This is a genomic window from Verrucomicrobiota bacterium (genome assembly GCA_027622555.1).
Lineage (GTDB): Bacteria > Verrucomicrobiota > Verrucomicrobiia > Opitutales > UBA2995 > UBA2995.
The window spans coordinates 56,605-76,621 of record JAQBYJ010000002.1 but is presented as its reverse complement, the minus strand read 5'-3'; the positions used below and the strand labels follow the sequence as shown (position 1 = coordinate 76,621).

Genomic DNA, 20,017 nt, shown 5'->3' with positions numbered 1-20,017 from the left:
GTCGGTCATCGATTTCGAGTATTGTTCACCTCTAAGATTTCACAAATTTGCCTGCTGTTTCCACCGTCAAGTCCTGAGCGCGCCAACCTTTTCTTGCGGCAACATCGATCAACTTGGACGCTTCAGAATTGTCGTTGGTTATTTTCATGTTCTTTGGATCCCAGACGACGGACTTTCCTGTTCGAATAGCCAGAGTACCCAACACAATGACTTCTGTTAGTGGGGCAGCGTAATTGAAATTTGAACAGGGTTGTTGCCCGGTATTGATTCCATTGAGCCAGTCGGCGAAAATACTTTCCACCCGTGGAATGGATTTCGGAACACGTTTGCTCGGGTTGGAGCGGTACTCCTGCCATTTGGAGTCGGGGAGAAGTTGTGGACTGTTGGGGCGCATGCCTGGGTGGTAGATGGCGCCTTTGCTTCCGATCATTATCATTCCATCGATAGGCATTTCCATTTCGCCGAGCATCTGAGGCTTGATCGGAACAGTAGGACCTTCATACCATTTCAATTGAACAGGTGGTTGGCTTCCGCGTTTGGGAAATTCGTAGGTTACGATGGATCCGTTGGGTGTAAGCAAAGGATCGACTCGTTCCACATCGACATCGACTCGCGTAGGATATCCCAGGTCGAGTGCCCAGTAGGGCGTGTCTATAGTATGGCAACCGATGTCTCCAAGGCCGCCGCAACCAAAGTCCCACCACGCTCTCCAGGTGAACGGATGCAGGTCGTCGCTGTAACCAACATCCTTATCGATGGGTCCTTTCCAGGCATCCCAATCGACACCTTTCGGCACTTTGACTTTGGGAGGAAAGCTGGTGCTGGTAAGTCCTTTAAATCCAAATCCTTTTTCAGGGCGATCGGTCCAGCAAATGACTTCTTCCACATCGCCTATGAGGCCCGCTTGGTACCATTCTTTGACCAGGCGTGCTCCTTCAAATGAATGGCCTTGATTGCCCATTTGGGTGATCAGGTTATTTTGATTGGTAAGATTCTGGAGGGTGCGCAGCTCGGTAACAGAGTGAGCGAGGGGTTTTTGGATAAATACATGTTTACCCATCGACAGCGCCATGTGTGCAACGGCGAAGTGTGAGCTGTCGTGGGTGGCTATGCCGACTGCATCAATCTTGTCGCCCATCTCCAAAAACATCTTACGGAAGTCCTGGTAGATTTTGGCTCCCGGGTAGAGTTGCTTACAGCCATCGAGAAAATTGACTGGCTGACGATCAATTATTATCGGGGTCCGACTTGGGTCATTACGCAGATCTACATCGCAGAGCCCGACTATGTTACATTCGCCAATGAAATTGGATAGGTTACCTATGCCTTGGCCTCCGAGGCCTACCCATGCCAAATTAGGTTTCTGGCTGGCGTGTGAAGCACCAAATCCAAGCTTGGGGAAAATGAAAGGGGCGGCCAAGGACGCTGCGGCACCTTTGGCAAATTGTCTGCGGGTAATGTTTTGGGTCATTGAATATATCTGAGTTGAACTGGTTGAGGTTAATCATGGATATTGCATGTAGGAGCAAATTTATTCGCGACTCATACATCGAAAACCCTCAAGTCGCGACTAAAGTTGCTTACAAAAGGCGGAGGGATTTTTTCAGTAGTGAATCAGCCCAAAGAATTCTGTTAGAAAAGTCCACCCACTCGCTAATGGAAAATCGTTGGATCCGGTAGCTCAGATTTTGACATCTTTCAATATCGCACCCTCCTCAGTCCCGAGCAAACATCCTGACTTGTGTCCCAAGCTGATTTCTCTAGTTATTTAGGGACCTCCGGTAAACTTCTTTCTTTTAAGACAAACGATGGCCAAGCATACGACCTATCAACCTGCTATCATGAAAACAATTATCTCTCGTTCTGTTCTGTTTTATGTAATCTTTTTAGGGGCTATAATCGGACATGGCGCTGATAGAGATACTACCAGTCAGAAAGGATCCGTAGGTCTGCGATTCACTCCCGAACCGGAAGGGCGACGCCAAATTATGGTCGAGAGTCGTGATGGCTCTTTCCGGTGGCGCCTTAGAGCCCCGGAACGAATTTTCTGCGACGAAGGCGTTTTGGTGGGTCACGATATCTGGCGGGTGCACACGCCGGTATCCTGGTCGAATCCAGGCGAAGGAGTCTGGCTCTTTGAACGAAACAACAAGGACGACACAGCAGGTGCTGTGAAACATTCGATCGACTATCAGCTACAAATCGATCCCATGCCCTATGGCGCACTCCTGACCTTGTCGGTTAAAAACACAGGAGAGGAAGCGCTTCACAATATAGTAGGCCACATTTGTCTTGGCCATTTAAGCGATCCCTTTCGTGATCCGTCGTTTCAGCGCAGTTACCTGAGATTAGACGGTGAATTTCGGAGCCTTCAGGAGACGAACCGTGGGTCGGATCCGATTAGGGCTCACTATCGCGTCAGTGGATTTCCTGCTATCAAACTTTTCAACAATCCGGACAATCGCTTTTGGGGCGCTCCTTCACCGGAACAGGCCGACAGCGGGCTGATTCTGACTCTTTCCGAATCAAAAGAAAACCTCGTCGCTCTCTGGTTCGATCCGGCCGGCGAAGTTTTTCAAAACTCCGATGAACCCAACATGTGCATCCATAGCGACCCTTTCTTTGGCGACCTCCAACCCGGTTCGTCCAAAGAGGTTCAAGGCAAGCTGATTTTGTTCAACGGAACCTTGTCCGAATTCGAAACCAAATTCCTACCCTGAGGGTCATCCCTCAATGCCATCGCAGCGTGAGCATAGCCGAAGCCTTTTCAGTTAAGCACCACAGTTATCCACTGCCCTCCATTTTAACAGACTTGAGTCCTTGGCGAATTGTCCTACTAATTGAACAGGTTACACCCGTTTCTCTCCTTCCCTAATGGATAACGAATCACCTACCAATTTTACTCATGCGCTGTTGGAGGATTAATCAAATGACTGAAATAATTGAAATTGACAGATCTGATACAATTATACATCGTGATGTATGATTAGAACGCAAATATACCTCACCAAAGACGAGCACCAAGGTGTCACTCAATTGGCCAAAGCATCTGGCAAAAAGCAAAGCGAGGTCATTCGTGAAGCGATTGATGAGTTTTTGGGAAAGATCGGTCCACAGGACAAATTATCAAGGGTTCGAAAGGCCAAAGGAATTTGGAAGAACCGAAAGGATCTTGACCTGCGCTCTATTCGGGAAGGATTTGATCGTTTCTAATATGTTAGTAGATACTGACATTCTCATCGACTACCTGCGGGGCAATCCGAAGGCGGAAGCCTTTGTAGAATCGAACCTCGACGATATGACCATCAGCTCAATTACTGTTGGCGAACTTTATCAAGGGATTAAAGAGGGGGAAGAACGTTCTGCTCTGGACAGTATGATCTCGGCCCTGAACACAGTACCTGTTTCGGAAGATATCGCCAAGGAAGGAGGGTTGATGTGTCGGGAATATCGTAAATCCCATGGCATTGGATTGGCCGACTGCCTGTTAGCAGCCACAGCCAAACACCATGATCTTCCATTGCGGACCTTAAACCTCAAACACTATCCGATGTTGGAAAATATCGCTTCCCCCTACAAAAAGTCTTAAACCAAACTTTTACTATAAACCTGATTCTCCCTTTGGAAAACAAATCCCCAGATAACCCCGAAAAGAAGCCGTAAGGCCTCACCTCTTCGACAAGCTCAGGACTGGGCGCATTCTGCCAGGAGCTGAAGCGCCGCAAGGTCATGCGGGTGGCCATGGTTTATGCGGTTGTCGCGTGGTTGATGATTCAGGTTTCGGCAACGGTGTTTCCACAGCTAGGCATTCCCGAGTGGGCGGCAAAGTTGGTAACGCTGCTCCTGCTGATTGGATTTCCCATTGCCATCATCCTGGCCTGGGCGTTTGAGCTGTCGCCAGACGGTATCAAAACCACCAAGTCCGCACGAGAAGAACAGGGCGAAGTACCTGTATCCAAGAAACAAGAACGCAAACGTAACTGGTTCTCGATCCTCTTTGCAGCGGCTGTTCCAACGCTGATCTTTGGTGCCTTAGCCATATTCTTTTACATCCGTTCTGACTCTTCCCCCTCGTCCCTCGCCTCTCGTCCCCCGTCCCTCGAACTCATCGAGTTCGACAAATCCATCGCCGTTCTCCCTTTGGCAAACATGAGCCCGGACCCGAACAACGCGTTTTTCGCCGACGGGGTTCATGAGGATATTCTGACCAATTTATCTAAAATCAGAGACCTCCTGGTCATTGGGCGAACATCCACCCTGCAATACCGGGACACGGTCAAAACACTGAAGCAAATCAGCACCGAGCTCGACGTGCGCTACCTCCTCGAAGGGTCGGTCCGTAGGGAAGGGAATCAGGTTCGTGTCACGGTTCAGTTGATTGATTCGCAAAAAAGAGGACACGTCTGGGCCGAGAACTATAATCGAAGTCTTGAGGACATATTTGCGATCCAGGCCGAAGTCGCCCAAACGATTGCGGAAAAACTCCACGCCGTATTACTGCCCGAAGAGAAAGCGAAAATTGAACGCCGTCCCACAGAGAACCAGGAAGCCTGGGATTACTTTCTACAAAGCCGCCAACTATTTGGGAGAGATAATGACATCCCACTATTGGAAAAAGCGGTCGCGCTTGACCCTCAATTTGCAGAAGCATGGGCTGCACTAGCCGCCAACCGAATGAGAGCTTGGTACGGAACTGCAGACCAGGAACTTCTTACTAGCGCGAAGTTTGCCCTGGATCAGGCTGAACGCTACGGACAAGGATTGCCTGACATACCCTGGGCTAAGATTTTTTTTAACGGCACGGATGAACATAGGAATAATAATCAGGAAGACATAGAATATCTCCTCGAGGCCTTGGCTATCGATCCAGGATTTATCGAAGCTCGACGAAACCTCGGAGCGAGATATGCTCAATCGGGACGTTTTGCTGAGGCGCAACATCACTTGGAAGCAGTCCTTCGTGCTGATCCCTTTCATCGGGCTGCAATCGCCCAACTAGCCGTCACCTATAACTTCGCCGGGACTCCGGATAAGGCGCTGGCCTTGCTGGAAAAACATCCCGAATTCACCTATGCAAAGGCATTAATAAATTACCTGAATTCGGGAGATAAGACCGCATTTGCTGCAGTCCTTGTCGATGAAGAAGCCCAAGCCAAAAAAGCTATATTGGAACGAAAATTCCGCAGTGCATTGGAACAGCGTGAGCTCATGGAATCAACCATAGCCAAGGTTCGTGAGCGGACCAGCCTCGAGAATTGGAAATATAAGCAGCAAGTCCAATGCGAGATACAAATAGCTATCGCTTACCTCGTCCTCGGCGACCACGACAAAGCCATCGATATCCTGGAAGCCGCCAGCAAGATGGAAGGCCCCATATTCCTCAACCGCGAGCTCGACGTCTGGTTCATGTTCGACCGATTAAGGGGGAATCCGCGGTTTGATAAACTCTTGGAGGATTGACGAGAAAGAAGGTTTCCTGTGGGGGAAAGTGCAAGCGTTGTCGGGATTTCGCGATCATAAAGCGAAAATTGATACATTGACATCACTAAATGAAACATCATGATGCCTAATCATGAGGACCACCTTAACTATTGACGATGACTTGGCCCATAAATTGAAATTGGCGGCATCTCGTCAGCAAAAGAGCTTCAAGGAAGTGGTTAACCAGACTTTGAAGAAAGGCCTTGGCAGTTCCTCCGAAAAAGCGAATCGAGGAAGAGTAAAACTAAAGACGCAGGCTCTAAGTTACCATAAAGGGGTCGACGAAGTGCGCCTTAAGGACCTGCTGGATGAATTGGATGTGGACGAACAGGCGAAGTCGTGATCGTCCCGGATGTAAATATCCTGGTTTATGCCCACAATAAATCCTCCCGCTTCCACGCATCTGCTTTCGCCTGGTGGGAAGAATCGCTAAACAGCGATACGACTATACTCCTTCCCAACATCTGCATCAATGGCTTTGTCCGGATCATGACTCACCCAAAGATTCTGGTTGAACCATTAGCTGTGAGTGAAGCATTTGAGATGGTGGACATTTGGCTGGAGTCTGAATGTATTTCTTTTCTGGCACCCGGGTCGCGCCATTTTGAATTTTATAAGGAAGTGTTGTTGGAAGCAGGCGTAGGAGGAAAGCTGACAACCGACGCATATATCGCTGCAATGGCGATAGAAAACCAAGCTACTGTTTATAGTAATGACAGCGATTTTGGTAGATTCTCCGGACTGCGATGGATCAACCCTTTGTTGAGTAGTTGATAATTGAATGAACGCTCACCGAGGTGCCGAGAACGCAGGGAAAACAAAACGGAATGAGCATGAATCCTTACTCTCAAATAAACGAATGAATTTCCTCAATTAGGAGAAAATGTATTTTCATTTTGGGAGTATTGAGTCAGGATGATTTCATTGGCTATGGATCGAAAAATTCTAAAGGCATGGGTTGCGGCTGTTCTTATCGTTATCGCGATGGAGTTTTCGTTGTCCGCTCAAGAAACTGAAAGTGTAGTTGTAGAGGCGCAACCATTGGCGGCGAACGTGAGTCGATTGCTCGAGACTCTGGATTTTCTTGGTGCTCCGCTATCAGATTCGATAGTGGCTCCCCTCCGAACAGCAGTGACTTTGGAAGATACAAAGGGGATTCAAGCTATCCTGGATAAAGCGGTCCTGTTTGTGGTGGATATCAATCCCGAGGTGCGGGTCAAAGTGCATCGGGGCCCAGGTCCGTCCATTCTGCAACAAGGAGGTTATACGCCCTTCCTGGTTAAGATCATTAATCAGGGGACGACCACTCAGCAACTGCGGATCCGAAGTCCACAAGCCGGGCAGGTTTATGGTGGGATGTCCACGCTCAGCGCCACTCGATTGCAGCGAACTCAACTGAATGAGCTCGACGATAAAGTGGGCGATCCCAAGAGGTTTCTTGATTTGGAGATGTATCAGCAGTCACCTATGACCAGGAATTTAAGTGGTCTTGAGGTGGAGTATGCCCTTGCGCTGATTTACAGTCGCGATGCGGGAAAACGGGAAGCGACCCTGGAGTTCGATGTGGGGCAGGGGACTCAGGACATTGGTTTTCGGGCGGAGCTTCCGGTCCTGTTTGACATAAATCCGGCTGTTCGCGTGCGATTGAACATTCGGGATTATGATGGAAAAGCCACTGCCGCACGTTTGGTGTTCAAGGATGTGTCGGGCAAAGTGTATCCGCCACAGGCAAAGCGGGTTGCTCCGGATTTTTATTTTCAGGAACAGATTTACCGGAACGATGGAGAGGACGTTTTTCTTCCGCCAGGGAAATTGATTTTGGAATCGAGCCGAGGGCCCGAGTACGTGGTTCAACGTAAGGAAATTGAAATTTCTAATGCGGAAACAGCCGAACTAGATATCAAACTCGAGCGATGGATAAATCCGACCGAGTTTGGTTTTTTCGGTGGCGATCATCACATCCATGGTGCGGGGTGTGCTCACTATGAATCACCAACCTTGGGGGTTCGTCCAGAAGACATGTTTATGCAAGTGAAAGGGGAGGGGTTGAACGTAGGATGCATTCTTACCTGGGGTCCCTGTTTTGAATTTCAACGGCAGTATTTTTCTCCGATCGTTAAGGAGATAAGTGAACCCATGACTTTGTTGAAATACGATCTGGAGATATCTGGTTTCGGGTCGGCCTCTCTTGGTCATGTGTGTCTTTTAAATTTAAAGAACCAGACCTATCCCGGGTCGGATGGCACGAAAGAGAAAGGCTGGCCGACTTGGACAACTCCCGTCATGCGTTGGACCAAAGAGCAGGGAGGTTATGCCGGGTATGCGCATTCAGGAAGCGGCTTGCAGATCGACGCTGAGTCCGCCGGTAAACGATTGTTTAGTCAGCTGAACACAAACGGAGATGAAGTGCTCGATCAGGACGAAGCCATCGGAGGTTTACTTCCTTATACTTTCGCTAGAATGGATCAGGATCGAGACCGTGCCTTGACTGAATCTGAATTAAGGGAGGCTATCGATAAATCAGCAGATGAGCTTCCCAATCTCGCTATTCCTGAAATGAATGGAGTGGGGGCGATGGAGATTTGCGTGAGCACGGCGGAGGGGGTCTGTGATTTCATCTCGGCCATGGATACAGCCCGCATTCCGGAATGGAATATGTGGTATCATATTCTCAATTGTGGGTTTCCGTTGAAAGTAAGCGGCGAAACGGATTTTCCCTGCATGAGCGGTGGCCGCGTGGGGCAGGGGCGAGTGTATGTTCAGCTCGGGAGACAGTTGGAACTGGACTTTGCCGAATGGTGTGCAGGAATGGCTAAAGGGCGATCCTATGTTTCGGATGGATTCGCTCATGCCCTGGAATTCAAGGTGAATGGTATTTCTCCCGGATTTGGAGATGTTTCTTTGGCCCGTTCGGGTCAAGTGGAAGTAGAGGCAACCGTTTCTTTTGCACCCGAAACTCCTTTAACGGTCGCGCAAGGAGGAATTGTCCCACACGTGGGGCCGCGTTTTGTCGGTGACACGGTTACCTTTCATGGACCTGTTCCCACGGAGACAGTATCCGGCGGTTCACGAGAAATGGAACTTATAGTGAATGGCGAGGTGGTTGCTTCTCGGCAGGTGCCTGCCGATGGAAATGTCCATAGGCTGCGTTTTGTGGTTGAAGTTGAAAAAAGCAGCTGGGTTGCCCTTCGCCATTTTCCTCAGCTCCACACGAATCCGGTGAATGTAATGGTAGCTGGAAAACCGATACGGACCTCTCGCGATAGCGCGCTCTGGTGTATCGAGACCATCCATCAACTGTGGCGTGCACGTTCGGACAAGATTGCCGATCATGAAAAGGCCGATGCAAGGGCTGCCTTTGATCGGGCGATCAAAGTTTATGAACGTATTGCCGATGAGGCTGCATCTCAATGATCATTTTTATCTCATTCCTCAATGAAACGTCGTGAATTTCTTCTTTCCTCCGTTACTGGATTACTTGTTGGCTCAGCTCGAATGACAGCTCAGAACAATAAGACCGATTCGTTCGCTGAAGCGTGTAAGCTCATCCAGAATCAAGTAGATGTCGGGATACTCGAATCAGCTGTTTTGCATGTGAATAGAGGACGCAACTCACAATTGCGCGCATTTGGAAAGGCCCAGTCCGGTGATGCCATATTTCTGATCGCATCGATCACCAAGCCGATGACGGCGACCGGGATGATGGTATTGGTGGATAGCGGTGAGTTGAAGTTGTCGGATAAGGTCGTAACATTTATTCCGGAGTTTTCCGAAGGAGATCGAAAAGACATTACGATTCAGCATTTGCTGACACATACTTCCGGTTTACCAGACCAACTTCCCGAAAACGATGAGCTCCGTAAGCGGCATGCGCCTTTGAATGATTTTGTTTCACGGGTGGTAAAGACGCCTCTGTTATTTAAGCCGGGAACGGCGTATAAATACCAAAGCATGGGTTTTCTCCTGGCGGCCGAAGTTGCCCAGCGAATTACCAACCAGCCCTTCGCGACATTTTTGTCCAAAGAGGTGTATGAGCCGTTGGAAATGAATAGAAGTGCCCTGGATCTGGGACCGTTTAAATTGTCCGAAACCGTTCGCAACCAAACCGAATTCGCTGCCCCAGAGTCGGGTTCCGGGTCGGTCGAAGCCAAAGACTGGGATTGGAACAGTCCCTATTGGCGAAATCTTGGAGCCCCGTGGGGTGGGGCCCATTCGACTGCTCAGGACATCACTCGCTTTCTTGGAAGCTTCATCAATCCGGATGGCAAAGTGCTCAAGGAAGCCACGGCTTACAGGATGATCCAAGACCATAACCGGGGATTGGATAAGCGAAGGGGCCTGGGATTTGATTTAGGCACGGACAGCTTCGGCGAACACTGCTCTGAATCCACCTTTGGTCATGGCGGATCCACAGGAACATTGGCGTGGGCAGATCCGAAGACTGGAACTTCCTGTGTCATCCTCACGTCCTTGCCTTCCCGGAAATCGAAGAGTCTGATTTTGCAGCCAGTGAGTGATTTGGTTTCGTCTTGAGCTGCTGAGTTTATACTGAAAATCGAAGAGGAGCTAGTGTGGATATTTTCCTTAGAACCTAAACGTATTCGTAAGGAAAAACTGCTGCTCGTTGGGGATACGGATTAAGGCAACTCGTCCATCCGGATTTATCGTTACCGGAATATCATCGTCGCTGTTTTTCCGGTACAGGTTGCGAGCGTTGAACTGGATGCTCCATTCGAGCTTCTCTGTTATCTTTCGTGTGTAACGAAGAAAGAGGTCGCCGTTCATTTCGTCGGGGCCATAGAAGGGGTTCGCCACGTCTGGCACCGCTTCGCCGGTTTCATTCCAGATATCGGTGTATCCGGCGGACACCTTGTCCTGGTAACGCAAGGCTCCACCCGCACTGAAGCCCTTGAGAAAACCTCCTTTAAAGTCGTAGCGGGTCAGCAGGTTGATGCGCCATTCCCGTTGCTCTGGTGAGGCGATACCTTCCTGGGCTTTGTCGATCCTTACTTCGCGTATGATCTCCTCGAACCAGTAACCGATGGTTGTGTCTCCCTGGTTGTAAGGATCATCACGAATGTCATAAAGTCCCAATGATTTGACCCTTTCGAGCGTCTCAAAGGCCAACGGTATGGCCAGGGGACCCACGTTCGATCTCACCGTTTCCTGCTGGGAAACGTTGAGCGAAAGGCTCCAGTTTTCCGTGATATTCCCGATCACTTCCAATTCAGTGCCCCTGGCCACGTAGTCCTCAGTCCCAAAGAGGCGTCCGTCGTAATCATACCAGGCCCAGAAAACGCCTCCCCCAATGACGACCTCTCCTGTCTCGTTTTCATATTCTTCCTGAGTTATCATCCGGAGGTTGTATGTTTCCTGAATCCGGGGCGGTAAGATTTCGATGATCCGTTCATAATATTCCTCATAGGAATTTACTCCGATCAAGTCGGCATCGGTTCCGGTGGTTCTCTGGCGATTATTGGGAAAGGTATCAGGTGTCAGCAATTGATCTTCCGCACTGGGAAAAAGAGGGATCCCGTTGAAGTCTGCCGCTGCAATGAGGTTGATGTTCCAATTCACCTCGCCTGGTACCAAGGTAGCAGCCTGGAAAGCAGGGGCCTTATTCCTTACCGTTTCGAAGTGGTTGAATCGAATGGTTAGCTGCTTGTCGAACAAGCTGAGGGTGACTCCCCATTCCCGCGTATCGCTCCGTGTCTGATCTATAAATTCATTGAGGATGTTAACTATTCCAAAATTGGGCTCAAAGCTGTCTGCTTCGTAGTAGTGAGCGCTTAAGTCTATTCCTGCTGGCAGATTTCCCAGCCATTTCTCCGGGTAGTGCGCTACCAGACTCCAGGTCGTTGTTTCACCTGTCGTGTCCTGTATCGGTACCTCATCCAATACCAGTCGGGCCTCATTGTAGTTTCCGTCGGTGATGTTGATACCGGGATCGTCCAGTCGGTAGCCCAGGGAACCGGTTGGTCCGGTGAACTCCTCGTTATCAATCGGATGCCATAATCTGCCCCGGTCCTTGCGCACCCCATAAGTCGTAACGATAGAGTCCCACAACCAGTGGCTCTGCAAACTGGCAGCTCGGGATTCAATGTTTTCTTTCTGTATATAGGCGTTTCTCAGGTACTCGATAACCTGCCACTCATTGATCGCTCCCTTATCTACTTCGGGTCGATTGTCGAAATACCAGACGCCAAAGGTATCGCCTAGCTGGGGAAGAGTCAGGTTGAGTGGTCCGGTGATCCGAAGATCCTTCGGGCTGTCCAGATTTCTAACATCGGGTCCCAGATACACCTGGCTTATTACCTGGCGCGAAAAAGAATCGTTTAGACCCCCTGAAATAAAATTTTCCGCTGGCTGGTCTCCTTGATCTGCCCACCAAGCTCCACTTTTGGTTCGGGATGTACGCAGTTTTGTGTGGTCTTCATACAAGCCAGTGAGGATATGAGATCCGATTATTTCTCCCCAGGTATTGTTCCAGTAATCTCCCACATCCAGCTTTCCAAATACAGTGGCTCGAAAGGTTTCCCAATCCGAGCTGGACTGCGAAATGGGAGCGCCGCTCGAGAGGGTTACGGGCCTTCCGACATTTTCATTGGGTGTACGGTCGGGTCTTCCGTCAAAATCTCCGTCGGCTGGCGCGAGTTGCGAGGTGGCATCGATGAAAATAGTTTTGCTATTGCCTCCTGAAAAGGGATTGAAATCCGTCTGGTTGCTGTGCTGACGATCGTAGGCCAGTTCGATGCCCGCATTTCCTCCGAAGAGGTCCTGCTCCAGGATTAATTGTTTGGCATCAAAGTCCGTTTCCCCCCAATTGGTGTTACCTTGCCACAGAAGATTATGGTAGTCGAACACCGCACGATCCTGAACATTCAGATTATTGAAGCCGGCTCCTACACGGACAGGACTTGACCAACGAAGATTCTGTTCTTGAAAATTATCCGGTCTCCAGCGGCCCATCATCGCTTGCACGCCTGTCAAGTCGGGGTTCTGCCATCCCGCTATAGTTCCGGCAGCCGAGCCGTTGAAATTGACCGCTGATTCCAAGGTGTAGGGAATCCATCCGTGAAAGTTTTGCCTACCTTCTGTGGTGATGCGGTTGTATTCGGATTTGGGGACAAAGGTTCCTTCTATCGCAGCATAGAATTCTGGGGCAATGTTTGCCGGGACTTCCACGAGGCCTGCTTCAATGGCACTCAATACCCATTCCTTTTTTACAGCGCCGTTGGGGATATCTTCCAGGCTCCTTCCGGGCACACTCAGGATCCCGTTCAAAACTTCCTGGCCTCCTATGCCTTCAAACCAGGAGGAAAAGCCATCGAGGGGCGGCACCACGTCGGGTGGATTGCGGGTAATCTCGCCCTGTTCGTAATTTCCGCGAAACCGCGTCTTGCCCAATACGGAGGATCGCTCGTTGGTAAGAAGAACGGCATCCCAGGCGGTAAAGAAGCGTGACTCTTTTTCAAAGGCTGGGTCCTGCTTGAACTGAGTGGATTCGTTGAGTAGGGAAAATCTTAGGGCCAGGCGATCCTGGACCAAGGTCTTATTAAGATCCAGGGTTTGGCGATGGCTTCCACGATGATCTACACGCACTGCCACTTCTCCGAAATTGGAACCGATTTGCGCCTTGGCAATCGTGCTTTCAATGACCCCTCCTGGTGAGCCAATTCCGTACAGCATGGTATTCTGCCCGCGATTAATCGTAATTCGCGAGGTGTTGTAACTGTCGAATGGCAGGTTGGTCCGGAATAAATCCCGGGTCAGAATGGCGCTGGCCAGTCCGCGAACTCGTTGTTCTTCCTGGGGGTTGTTTCGCGCATTTACGGTACTGGCTGAAGAACTCGTTTGGGAGATGTTACCTTGAACGCCACCTACTTCCATGATCCCCACCATGGACAATAGAGATTGCCCATCGGTTGCTCCCAGATCTTCCATAAACTCTTGAGTGATGACTGATATGGAGGCACCGAAGTCCTTAAGCTCAGTATTGATGCGCATGCCCGCTGTGCTGTTCACGACTTTGTATCCACTTTCCTCGGATTCCTGTACCTCAAAAGGACTCAAATCAAAGGGTTCCTCTTGGTCGTCGTTTTGTGCAATCACATCTAGGGGAAACGATAGGAGACTACTACAACCAGAATGAGTAGATGGGTTGCTTTGCCTAGGATGGCTAAGTGGGTATACTTCATGAGAGGCAATAAAAGGCTGTTGGATGAGTTAGGCCTGTCAAAAAGATATGCGATATTTAGTGCACTTTGAGTGCCAACTTTGTGGCGCAATGTTCTCGATTTTCGTCAGGAACGTTCAACGGATCGATTTCGTTTTTAATGTGGGAGGCAGCTTGCTGCCGATTGGGTGAGTTTCGATTGGATCGATTCGGCAGCAAGCTACCTTCCTACATTCCAAGGCGTGAAAAGGAAATAGAGGATCTGTTCAAAAAATCTCCGTGACCTCCGTGAGAGAAAAGGAATTGCATTTGTGCTCGTTTGATAACTTGACATTGTTACGGATAAACCGTAAATACGGAATAATGAAAACCACGTTAATAATGAGCGATGAATTAGTTCGTCGAGCGAAGGCCAGAGCAGCGTTACGTGGCCAGCCTTTGAGCCGCTATGTCGAGGAAAGTCTTGAGCGGGCATTGAAAGAGGATGAAGCCTCTTCTTCCAATGTGAGTGACTGGCTTGACAGTCTTCCGAGCATTTCCAAGCAGGCATCCAGAGACTTGAACAAGGTGATTGGGAGCAATGACTTTCGTTCAATCGATCCAGACATGTGGAAATGATTCTGGATACCAATGCACTTTCAGCGCTTGCTGAGAAAGATGACCAATTGATCGAGCAAATTATGAGTGCTCCCCGTCTGTATGTTACTTTGATAAGTCTTGGAGAATATCAATACGGCATAAACGTTTCTAGGAAGCAAAAAGAGCTTACTCGATGGTTAACCTTGTTGCTTGAAAAGGTGGAGGTGCTTTCTCCTGGAATGGACACGCTTCCACACTATGCGGATATCCGACGCGAGCTGAAAACAGCCGGGACTCCCATTCCGGCAAACGATTGTTGGATTGCCGCATTGGTTCGACAGCACAAGATGAAAATCGTTAGCCGGGATCACCATTTCGATAGGGTTAAAGGTGTCCGGCGTCTGGATTGGTGAGCGAAGATACATGTCGCGCCGTATCGAAGAGAAGGAGGAAGTGCTTAAAAACTACGCCGTTGCTAGCCCCCTCGCCCCATGCCCTTCGCCCCATGTCCTTCGCCCCATGTCCCGTTTCACGACACTCCTACACCATTCTGTCTTCCATCTCCGATCTTCCACCTCCGAGCTAACATTTCGTATTGAAGGGAGGTTCTAAAACTCCACACTCTTCTTTTGATGGATAAAGCGTCTCCCTCTGACAGTGAAGAAGACACCGTACCAAGCGACCAGCTGTACGAGGAAATCTATCAGGAACTCCGCTTACTTTCTCACTCACTCATGTCCAGCAGGTGACAACAGAGCAGGTGACAACAGGGTCATGCAGGTGACAACAGGGTCATGTCTCTATTCTTGACAAATGAGATTCGCCTGGCTGAACACCTCAAATTTAGATTTCTTTTAAGATTATCTATCAAGAATCGAGACACGACCCCGTACGCTCCCCCTCAGCTTTCCGGCGACTTCCTGGAGATCGACTTCAGCACCTTAGCTCCCGGGGCATTTTTCAAGGTGGTCTTCTCGGACGGTGGGGGAGGAGAATAAGTGGTGACTTTTGGGTGAGGTTTTTTGGACCACAAATGTGGACTGGATATTTTTGATGGCCGTTAACCAATTTATCCCGATGTGGGCACTTAAAGCGGATGTAATAAAATCTGCTACTCTACTTTGATCAGATGAAAATGGATTGGATCTCGGAAATGGATTGAACGATGATCTTCTCGCCCACGGGGTAGCTTTGAGCCCCTGGGTAGATGATCCAGAAATGGTCGAGCTTGAGATCGTTGAGTGCCGCGGTCATTGCCTTGCTGCGTCGGGGGGCGTCACCGTATTTAAATTCCGCGGCAAAGTTCTTGCCGTTGTGCTGCCAGAAGAGACCCACTTCGAAGTGATCCGGAATTTATCGCGATCATGGACATAGTGGAGACGGACATGGCAGAGCAATTGGCTAATGTAAGACGCATGGAAGCGAATGGCGCGCTGGCGCAGATTCCAAAGCTGTCAGATTAGCTCCAATATACCGACTTGGACTGCATTGGAATCAATCCGATACACACTCAATGAAGATCTGTTAGAGATTGATAATAGCAACTTCGCCACCAGCCGTTCTTCAGAATTACTTTGGGATAGAGCCCGGGAATGAAACATGAGGTGCTTACGGAACTCTGAGGACTTGACATATAAGTTGACTTACGGTTGACTTATTTCATGCCCTACGAACCCCTGTTCTCTATCACTTCACAGCTGTTGTCGCTGGTGGAGGAAATCGCTGCGCTGCGAGAGCGCATACAGGGTGCGACGGTGGAGCTTTCGTGGATACCCGCCTTGCAGAAAGACACGCGCACGCGTAACGTTCATGCGTCTACCGCTATCGAAGGGAATCCGCTGACGCTTACGCAAGTGCGAGCTCTGGAGGAAGGTCGGGAGCTTACTGCTACAGACAGCCGTTCCCGACGCGAAGTGCTAAACTATTTTGTCGGATTGCGATTTGTTGAAAACCAGGCGAATATAAAAAAGATTCGGCACGAAGAGCTGTTTGAGCTGCACCGGATACTAGCCGATGGGGTAATGGATCAGGGTGATGCAGGAACGTACCGGACTATTGGGGTTCGGGTGGGCAAACATATGCCGCCTGCTGCTGCCGAGGTTTCGGGCCTGATGTTTGAACTTCTGGAATGGTGGAACACCCGGTCCACGAAGCTTTCACCAGTGTTGAGCTCGGCTATACTCCACCACCGATTTGAAACCATACACCCCTTTGCCGATGGCAACGGCCGCACAGGTCGGGCACTGGCCCTGTGGGAACTGTACCGGCGTGGCTTCGACAGCCATCACATCTTTTCGGTGGATGAATATTACTGGGAGAACCGCCCGGCCTATTATTCCGCCCTAGACGCCCCTCGGAAGTCCGGCGAGGACCTTTCGGGATGGTTGGAATACTCGGCTGAAGGAATAAGGCAGACTCTCGTGAAAGTGTGGCTGCGTGTTCAGGCGTTCAACATCCAATCTCAGGAAAAACTCGTTTTACGCCCCAGGCAGGAACAGTTGCTCAACCTGCTTAGGGACCACGGCAGCCTCGCTCCCGCTGAGCTATGGGAAGCCCTTGCGGTATCCCGGCAAGGTGCCATGAATCTCCTGCGTCCTCTGATAGATGCCGGCATCGTCGAAAAGATCGGCGGAAAGAAGACTGGACGCTACGCTCTAAAACAAACCAATTCCGATTTGACTTCATGAACAAACTGAATGGGACAGAGTGACAACAGAGAGTGACAACAGGAGAGTGACAACAGGAGTGACAACAGGGTCATAGGAGTGACAACAGGGTCATGTCTCGATTCTTGACAAATGAGATTCGCCTGGCTGAACACCTCAAATTTAGATTTCTTTTAAGATTATCTATCAAAAATCGAGACACGACCCCGTACGCTCCCCCCGACCCCGTACGCTCCCCCTCAGCTTTCCGGTGACTACCTGGATATTGACTATACCTCTCTGGCACCCCGGGCGTTTTTCAAACTGCAGTTTGCAGGTGGAGAGGAGTGACTCTTTGAGGTGAATGGATCTGAAAGATAATTAAGCGGGAAGGAGCATTGAACTCTCCAATATGGCCGTTTTTTTCCTCTTGAAAAACCACTTGCTTTTATGTGATGACGGTGCATGATGACTCAAATGAGAACTATCATAGAAGTTCCGGATGAGGTTATTGAAAGCCTTGATCGTGTCGGTCGCATGCAAAAGCGTTCCCGGGCAGCCTTGATCCGCGAGGCGATAGCGGAGTATTTACAACAGAAATCCCTGCCCGCATCGGATGCCGCCTTTGGCTTATGGAAGAAAAGGGGCCGTGATGGATTGGAGTATCAGGAAAGTCTGCGGTCTGAGTGGGATAGGTGATGAAGGCCGTTTTTGATACGAATATCCTGATTGATTATCTGAATGGGATCGAAGCCGCATCCAAAGAGCTTTCGCTTTATCAGACCCGTCTTATCAGTGTGGTTACCTATATCGAGGTATTGGCGGGTGCTTATGAGCCTGAGGAGGAAAACATAATTCGAGGCTTCCTCTCATCACTTGAAGTGGTCGGGTTATCAACGGAAGTTGCAGACATGACCATCCAACTGCGGCGGGATCATCGGCTCAAAGTGCCAGATGCCATCGTTTACGCAACGGCAAGAGTCGAGGGTTGCATGCTGGTATCCAGAAATACAAAAGACTTTAAGAGCGTGTGGCCCGATGTTCGCGTTCCCTACTAAATCTAGGTCGGATATCTGGAATCTGAATGGCGGGTAATGAATCGTCTGATTGGTTTCAAAAACTCACCTACTGACTTCTCCTTGGTCTCATGATCGTGAGATCATGCAGTCTTCCAAAAATGCAAATCTGGGGATTGGCGTTCCCGGCGAAATACTGTTTTTGTGCTCTTTGCGCTCTTTTGCGGCTATTGCCTGTTCTATTAAAACCGAGGGCCTGGATTTGATCATGTCAAAGCGACGGTCTTTTCGAATTCACATTCATCTGTTCTTCCAGAGCGTGTCCCAGGGCAAGTAATTTACCTTCACCAAAGAGTGTACCCCACAAGCCAATACTTGCTGGAAAATTCCCCATTTCTCCTTCGACTACTTTCGTTTCTTCAAAGGCTGTTTGAATCTTTCGATCTGAAAATCCGCAGGGTAGCGTGAGTTGAGGGTGTCCGGTGAAATTGGTGATTCTCAACATTCCGCCGCCAAAGTTGTCTCCGATAATAACATCTACCTCCTGGAAAAGCATATGCATGTCTTGCATGAACAAGCGCCTGAGGCGATCGGCTTGAATGTAATCCACGGCTGGGACTAACCGGGCCTGCCGAAAACTGTTTGGCCAGGCTTTATCTACCTGCCAACGAAGCTCATCATCCCGGTTTGAAAGGGTAAGTTCTTCGAATGCTGCCGCAGCTTCGACATCGAGTTGTAGCATGAGTGGCTCGGCATCCCTTGCAGGAAGTGTTATCTCATGTAATTGTACCCCGATGGTTTTCAAGGACTCCAGCACCTCACGGTTGACCGCATGTTTTTCTTGATCGCTGAAGAACAGTGGATCGTAGCCAACCCGAAGTTGGGTTAAATCGATGCCCAGATCGTAGCCGAATTCCGTTGGAATGGAGGATGCGTCGTCGGAGTCGATTCCATTGATTGCCTTGAGGACCAATGCGGTATCTTCGACCGATTTACAAATGGCGCCAATTTTGTCGAGGCTCCAACAGAGAGTCATGCCACCGGATCTTCCGACCCGTCCAAATGTCGGGCGCAATCCCGTCACTCCGCATCTGACTGAAGGGCTGACGATTGAACCCAGTGTTTCAGTTCCGATGGAAAAAGCGACCAGGCCAGCGGCGGTTGCGGAAGCCGAACCTGCGCTCGAGCCCGATGAGCCTTCTCGCGTATCCCACGGATTACGCGTTACGCCGCCGTACCAGATGTCTCCATACGCCAGGGCTCCGCAGCTGGTTTTACCCAACAATACTGCGCCGACATCCCGAAGTTTTTTGACTATGTGGGCATCTGACTCAGGAACGTTTTCTTTATAAGGAGCAGCTCCCCAGGTCGTGGAAATTCCTTTGGTGTCGAAAAGATCCTTCAATCCGTATGGTAGCCCATGAAGTGGTCCGCGGTATTTTCCGCTTTGGATTTCCTCATCGGCCTGTTGTGCCTGTTGTCGTGCCAGGTCCGCAGTTACCGTAATGAAACATTGCAGGGTTGGATTGTGCTTCTGAATGCGTTGAAGGTAGAGCTCGGTAAGTTCGAGACTCGATATCTGTTTGGATTGAATCCAATGACTTAGTTGAGTGGCGGGTGCGAAAGCGATGTCCTCTTGGTTTGTTGGTAAGTTGCTCGATTTGGCCGCCAAACGGAAAACGTCGTTGTCTGAATTGTATTTCACTCCCGGCAGTCGGGGATCAAACACTTGTGCCGGAGCGAGGGAATTCGGGTGGTTTAGGGCTCTGGTTTTCCTCAATAGGTCGATCTGGTCGTCAAAGCCCGTCAGCAGTTGGTCCCACTCTTTTTCCGTATAGTCGATGTCCAAGAGTTCCTCGACCGCGTGGGTTGGTTTGGAAACCGTTTCATTGACCGGAGTCGATACGACCTTCGGAGTCGTTTCTTCTTCTGGTTTGATATCCGCAGCGGGCAGGTTGTCCGCTTTGGGTTTACAACCGCCAACCAGAAGTCCCAGACTGGCTCCAGTGGCGGTGATGAAATGGCGGCGGTTTAGCGTAGCATTTAACTTTGGCATGCTCCATTGTTAGAATGACCCGATGATTTTATCAAGATCAGGTTGTTGGGCTGGAACGGTGAAC

General features: G+C 49.8%; 18 protein-coding genes. 15 read left to right on the top strand and 3 right to left on the bottom strand.

Going from position 1 to position 20,017, the window contains the following annotated elements:
- Positions 1-31 precede the first annotated feature (31 nt).
- On the bottom strand, positions 32-1,471 hold the full coding sequence (locus tag O3C43_01055; GenBank protein MDA1065067.1) for a Gfo/Idh/MocA family oxidoreductase: 1,440 nt from the start codon (positions 1,469-1,471) through the stop codon (positions 32-34).
- Between the two features lie 370 nt (positions 1,472-1,841).
- Between O3C43_01055 and O3C43_01050 the strand changes: the two genes are divergently transcribed.
- From O3C43_01050 to O3C43_01015, 8 genes are all read left to right on the top strand, one after another.
- The gene (locus O3C43_01050; GenBank protein ID MDA1065066.1) at positions 1,842-2,720 is read left to right on the top strand and encodes a hypothetical protein; all 879 of its coding nucleotides are present in this window, start codon (positions 1,842-1,844) and stop codon (positions 2,718-2,720) included.
- A gap of 262 nt (positions 2,721-2,982) precedes the next feature.
- On the top strand, positions 2,983-3,213 hold the full coding sequence (locus O3C43_01045) for a ribbon-helix-helix domain-containing protein (GenBank protein ID MDA1065065.1): 231 nt from the start codon (positions 2,983-2,985) through the stop codon (positions 3,211-3,213).
- Between the two features lies 1 nt (position 3,214).
- Complete coding sequence (locus tag O3C43_01040) at positions 3,215-3,589, top strand: type II toxin-antitoxin system VapC family toxin (protein MDA1065064.1); 375 nt, start codon at positions 3,215-3,217, stop codon at positions 3,587-3,589.
- Positions 3,590-3,729: 140 nt separating this feature from the next.
- The gene (locus O3C43_01035; GenBank protein MDA1065063.1) at positions 3,730-5,460 is read left to right on the top strand and encodes a tetratricopeptide repeat protein; all 1,731 of its coding nucleotides are present in this window, start codon (positions 3,730-3,732) and stop codon (positions 5,458-5,460) included.
- Between the two features lie 112 nt (positions 5,461-5,572).
- A complete protein-coding gene (locus O3C43_01030; GenBank protein MDA1065062.1) occupies positions 5,573-5,824 on the top strand; it encodes a hypothetical protein in 252 nt (83 codons plus the stop codon).
- Positions 5,821-6,255 carry a type II toxin-antitoxin system VapC family toxin gene (locus tag O3C43_01025; protein MDA1065061.1) on the top strand — a complete coding sequence of 145 codons (435 nt, stop codon included), beginning with the start codon at positions 5,821-5,823 and terminating at the stop codon, positions 6,253-6,255. The genes O3C43_01030 and O3C43_01025 overlap by 4 nt, the downstream gene beginning before the upstream one ends.
- Positions 6,256-6,411: 156 nt before the next feature.
- Positions 6,412-8,895 (top strand): CehA/McbA family metallohydrolase, encoded by a 2,484-nt coding sequence (locus O3C43_01020; protein ID MDA1065060.1) that lies wholly within the window; start codon positions 6,412-6,414, stop codon positions 8,893-8,895.
- A gap of 21 nt (positions 8,896-8,916) precedes the next feature.
- Positions 8,917-10,014 (top strand): serine hydrolase, encoded by a 1,098-nt coding sequence (locus O3C43_01015; GenBank protein MDA1065059.1) that lies wholly within the window; start codon positions 8,917-8,919, stop codon positions 10,012-10,014.
- A 51-nt stretch (positions 10,015-10,065) separates the two neighbouring features.
- Here the strand turns inward: O3C43_01015 and O3C43_01010 are convergent, their stop codons facing one another.
- Positions 10,066-13,593 carry a TonB-dependent receptor plug domain-containing protein gene (locus tag O3C43_01010; protein ID MDA1065058.1) on the bottom strand — a complete coding sequence of 1,176 codons (3,528 nt, stop codon included), beginning with the start codon at positions 13,591-13,593 and terminating at the stop codon, positions 10,066-10,068.
- A gap of 427 nt (positions 13,594-14,020) precedes the next feature.
- Between O3C43_01010 and O3C43_01005 the strand changes: the two genes are divergently transcribed.
- The 7 genes from O3C43_01005 to O3C43_00975 all read left to right on the top strand — a co-directional run bounded on the left by O3C43_01005 (position 14,021) and on the right by O3C43_00975 (position 17,939).
- Positions 14,021-14,275 (top strand): DUF6364 family protein, encoded by a 255-nt coding sequence (locus O3C43_01005; GenBank protein ID MDA1065057.1) that lies wholly within the window; start codon positions 14,021-14,023, stop codon positions 14,273-14,275.
- Positions 14,272-14,649: a PIN domain-containing protein gene (locus O3C43_01000; GenBank protein MDA1065056.1), complete on the top strand. Its 378-nt coding sequence runs from the start codon at positions 14,272-14,274 to the stop codon at positions 14,647-14,649. Before O3C43_01005 ends, O3C43_01000 begins: the two co-directional genes overlap by 4 nt.
- A gap of 381 nt (positions 14,650-15,030) precedes the next feature.
- Positions 15,031-15,234 carry a hypothetical protein gene (locus tag O3C43_00995; protein ID MDA1065055.1) on the top strand — a complete coding sequence of 68 codons (204 nt, stop codon included), beginning with the start codon at positions 15,031-15,033 and terminating at the stop codon, positions 15,232-15,234.
- 142 nt (positions 15,235-15,376) lie between these two features.
- A complete protein-coding gene (locus O3C43_00990; GenBank protein MDA1065054.1) occupies positions 15,377-15,610 on the top strand; it encodes a hypothetical protein in 234 nt (77 codons plus the stop codon).
- A gap of 287 nt (positions 15,611-15,897) precedes the next feature.
- Positions 15,898-16,923, top strand: a complete 1,026-nt coding sequence (locus O3C43_00985; GenBank protein ID MDA1065053.1) for a Fic family protein — start codon at positions 15,898-15,900, stop codon at positions 16,921-16,923.
- Between the two features lie 435 nt (positions 16,924-17,358).
- Positions 17,359-17,580: a ribbon-helix-helix domain-containing protein gene (locus O3C43_00980; protein ID MDA1065052.1), complete on the top strand. Its 222-nt coding sequence runs from the start codon at positions 17,359-17,361 to the stop codon at positions 17,578-17,580.
- The gene (locus tag O3C43_00975) at positions 17,577-17,939 is read left to right on the top strand and encodes a type II toxin-antitoxin system VapC family toxin (protein MDA1065051.1); all 363 of its coding nucleotides are present in this window, start codon (positions 17,577-17,579) and stop codon (positions 17,937-17,939) included. Before O3C43_00980 ends, O3C43_00975 begins: the two co-directional genes overlap by 4 nt.
- A gap of 229 nt (positions 17,940-18,168) precedes the next feature.
- Here O3C43_00975 and O3C43_00970 read toward each other — a convergent pair whose 3' ends face one another.
- Entirely contained in the window at positions 18,169-19,953 is a 1,785-nt protein-coding gene (locus tag O3C43_00970; protein MDA1065050.1) for an amidase, read from the bottom strand.
- Positions 19,954-20,017 lie beyond the last annotated feature (64 nt).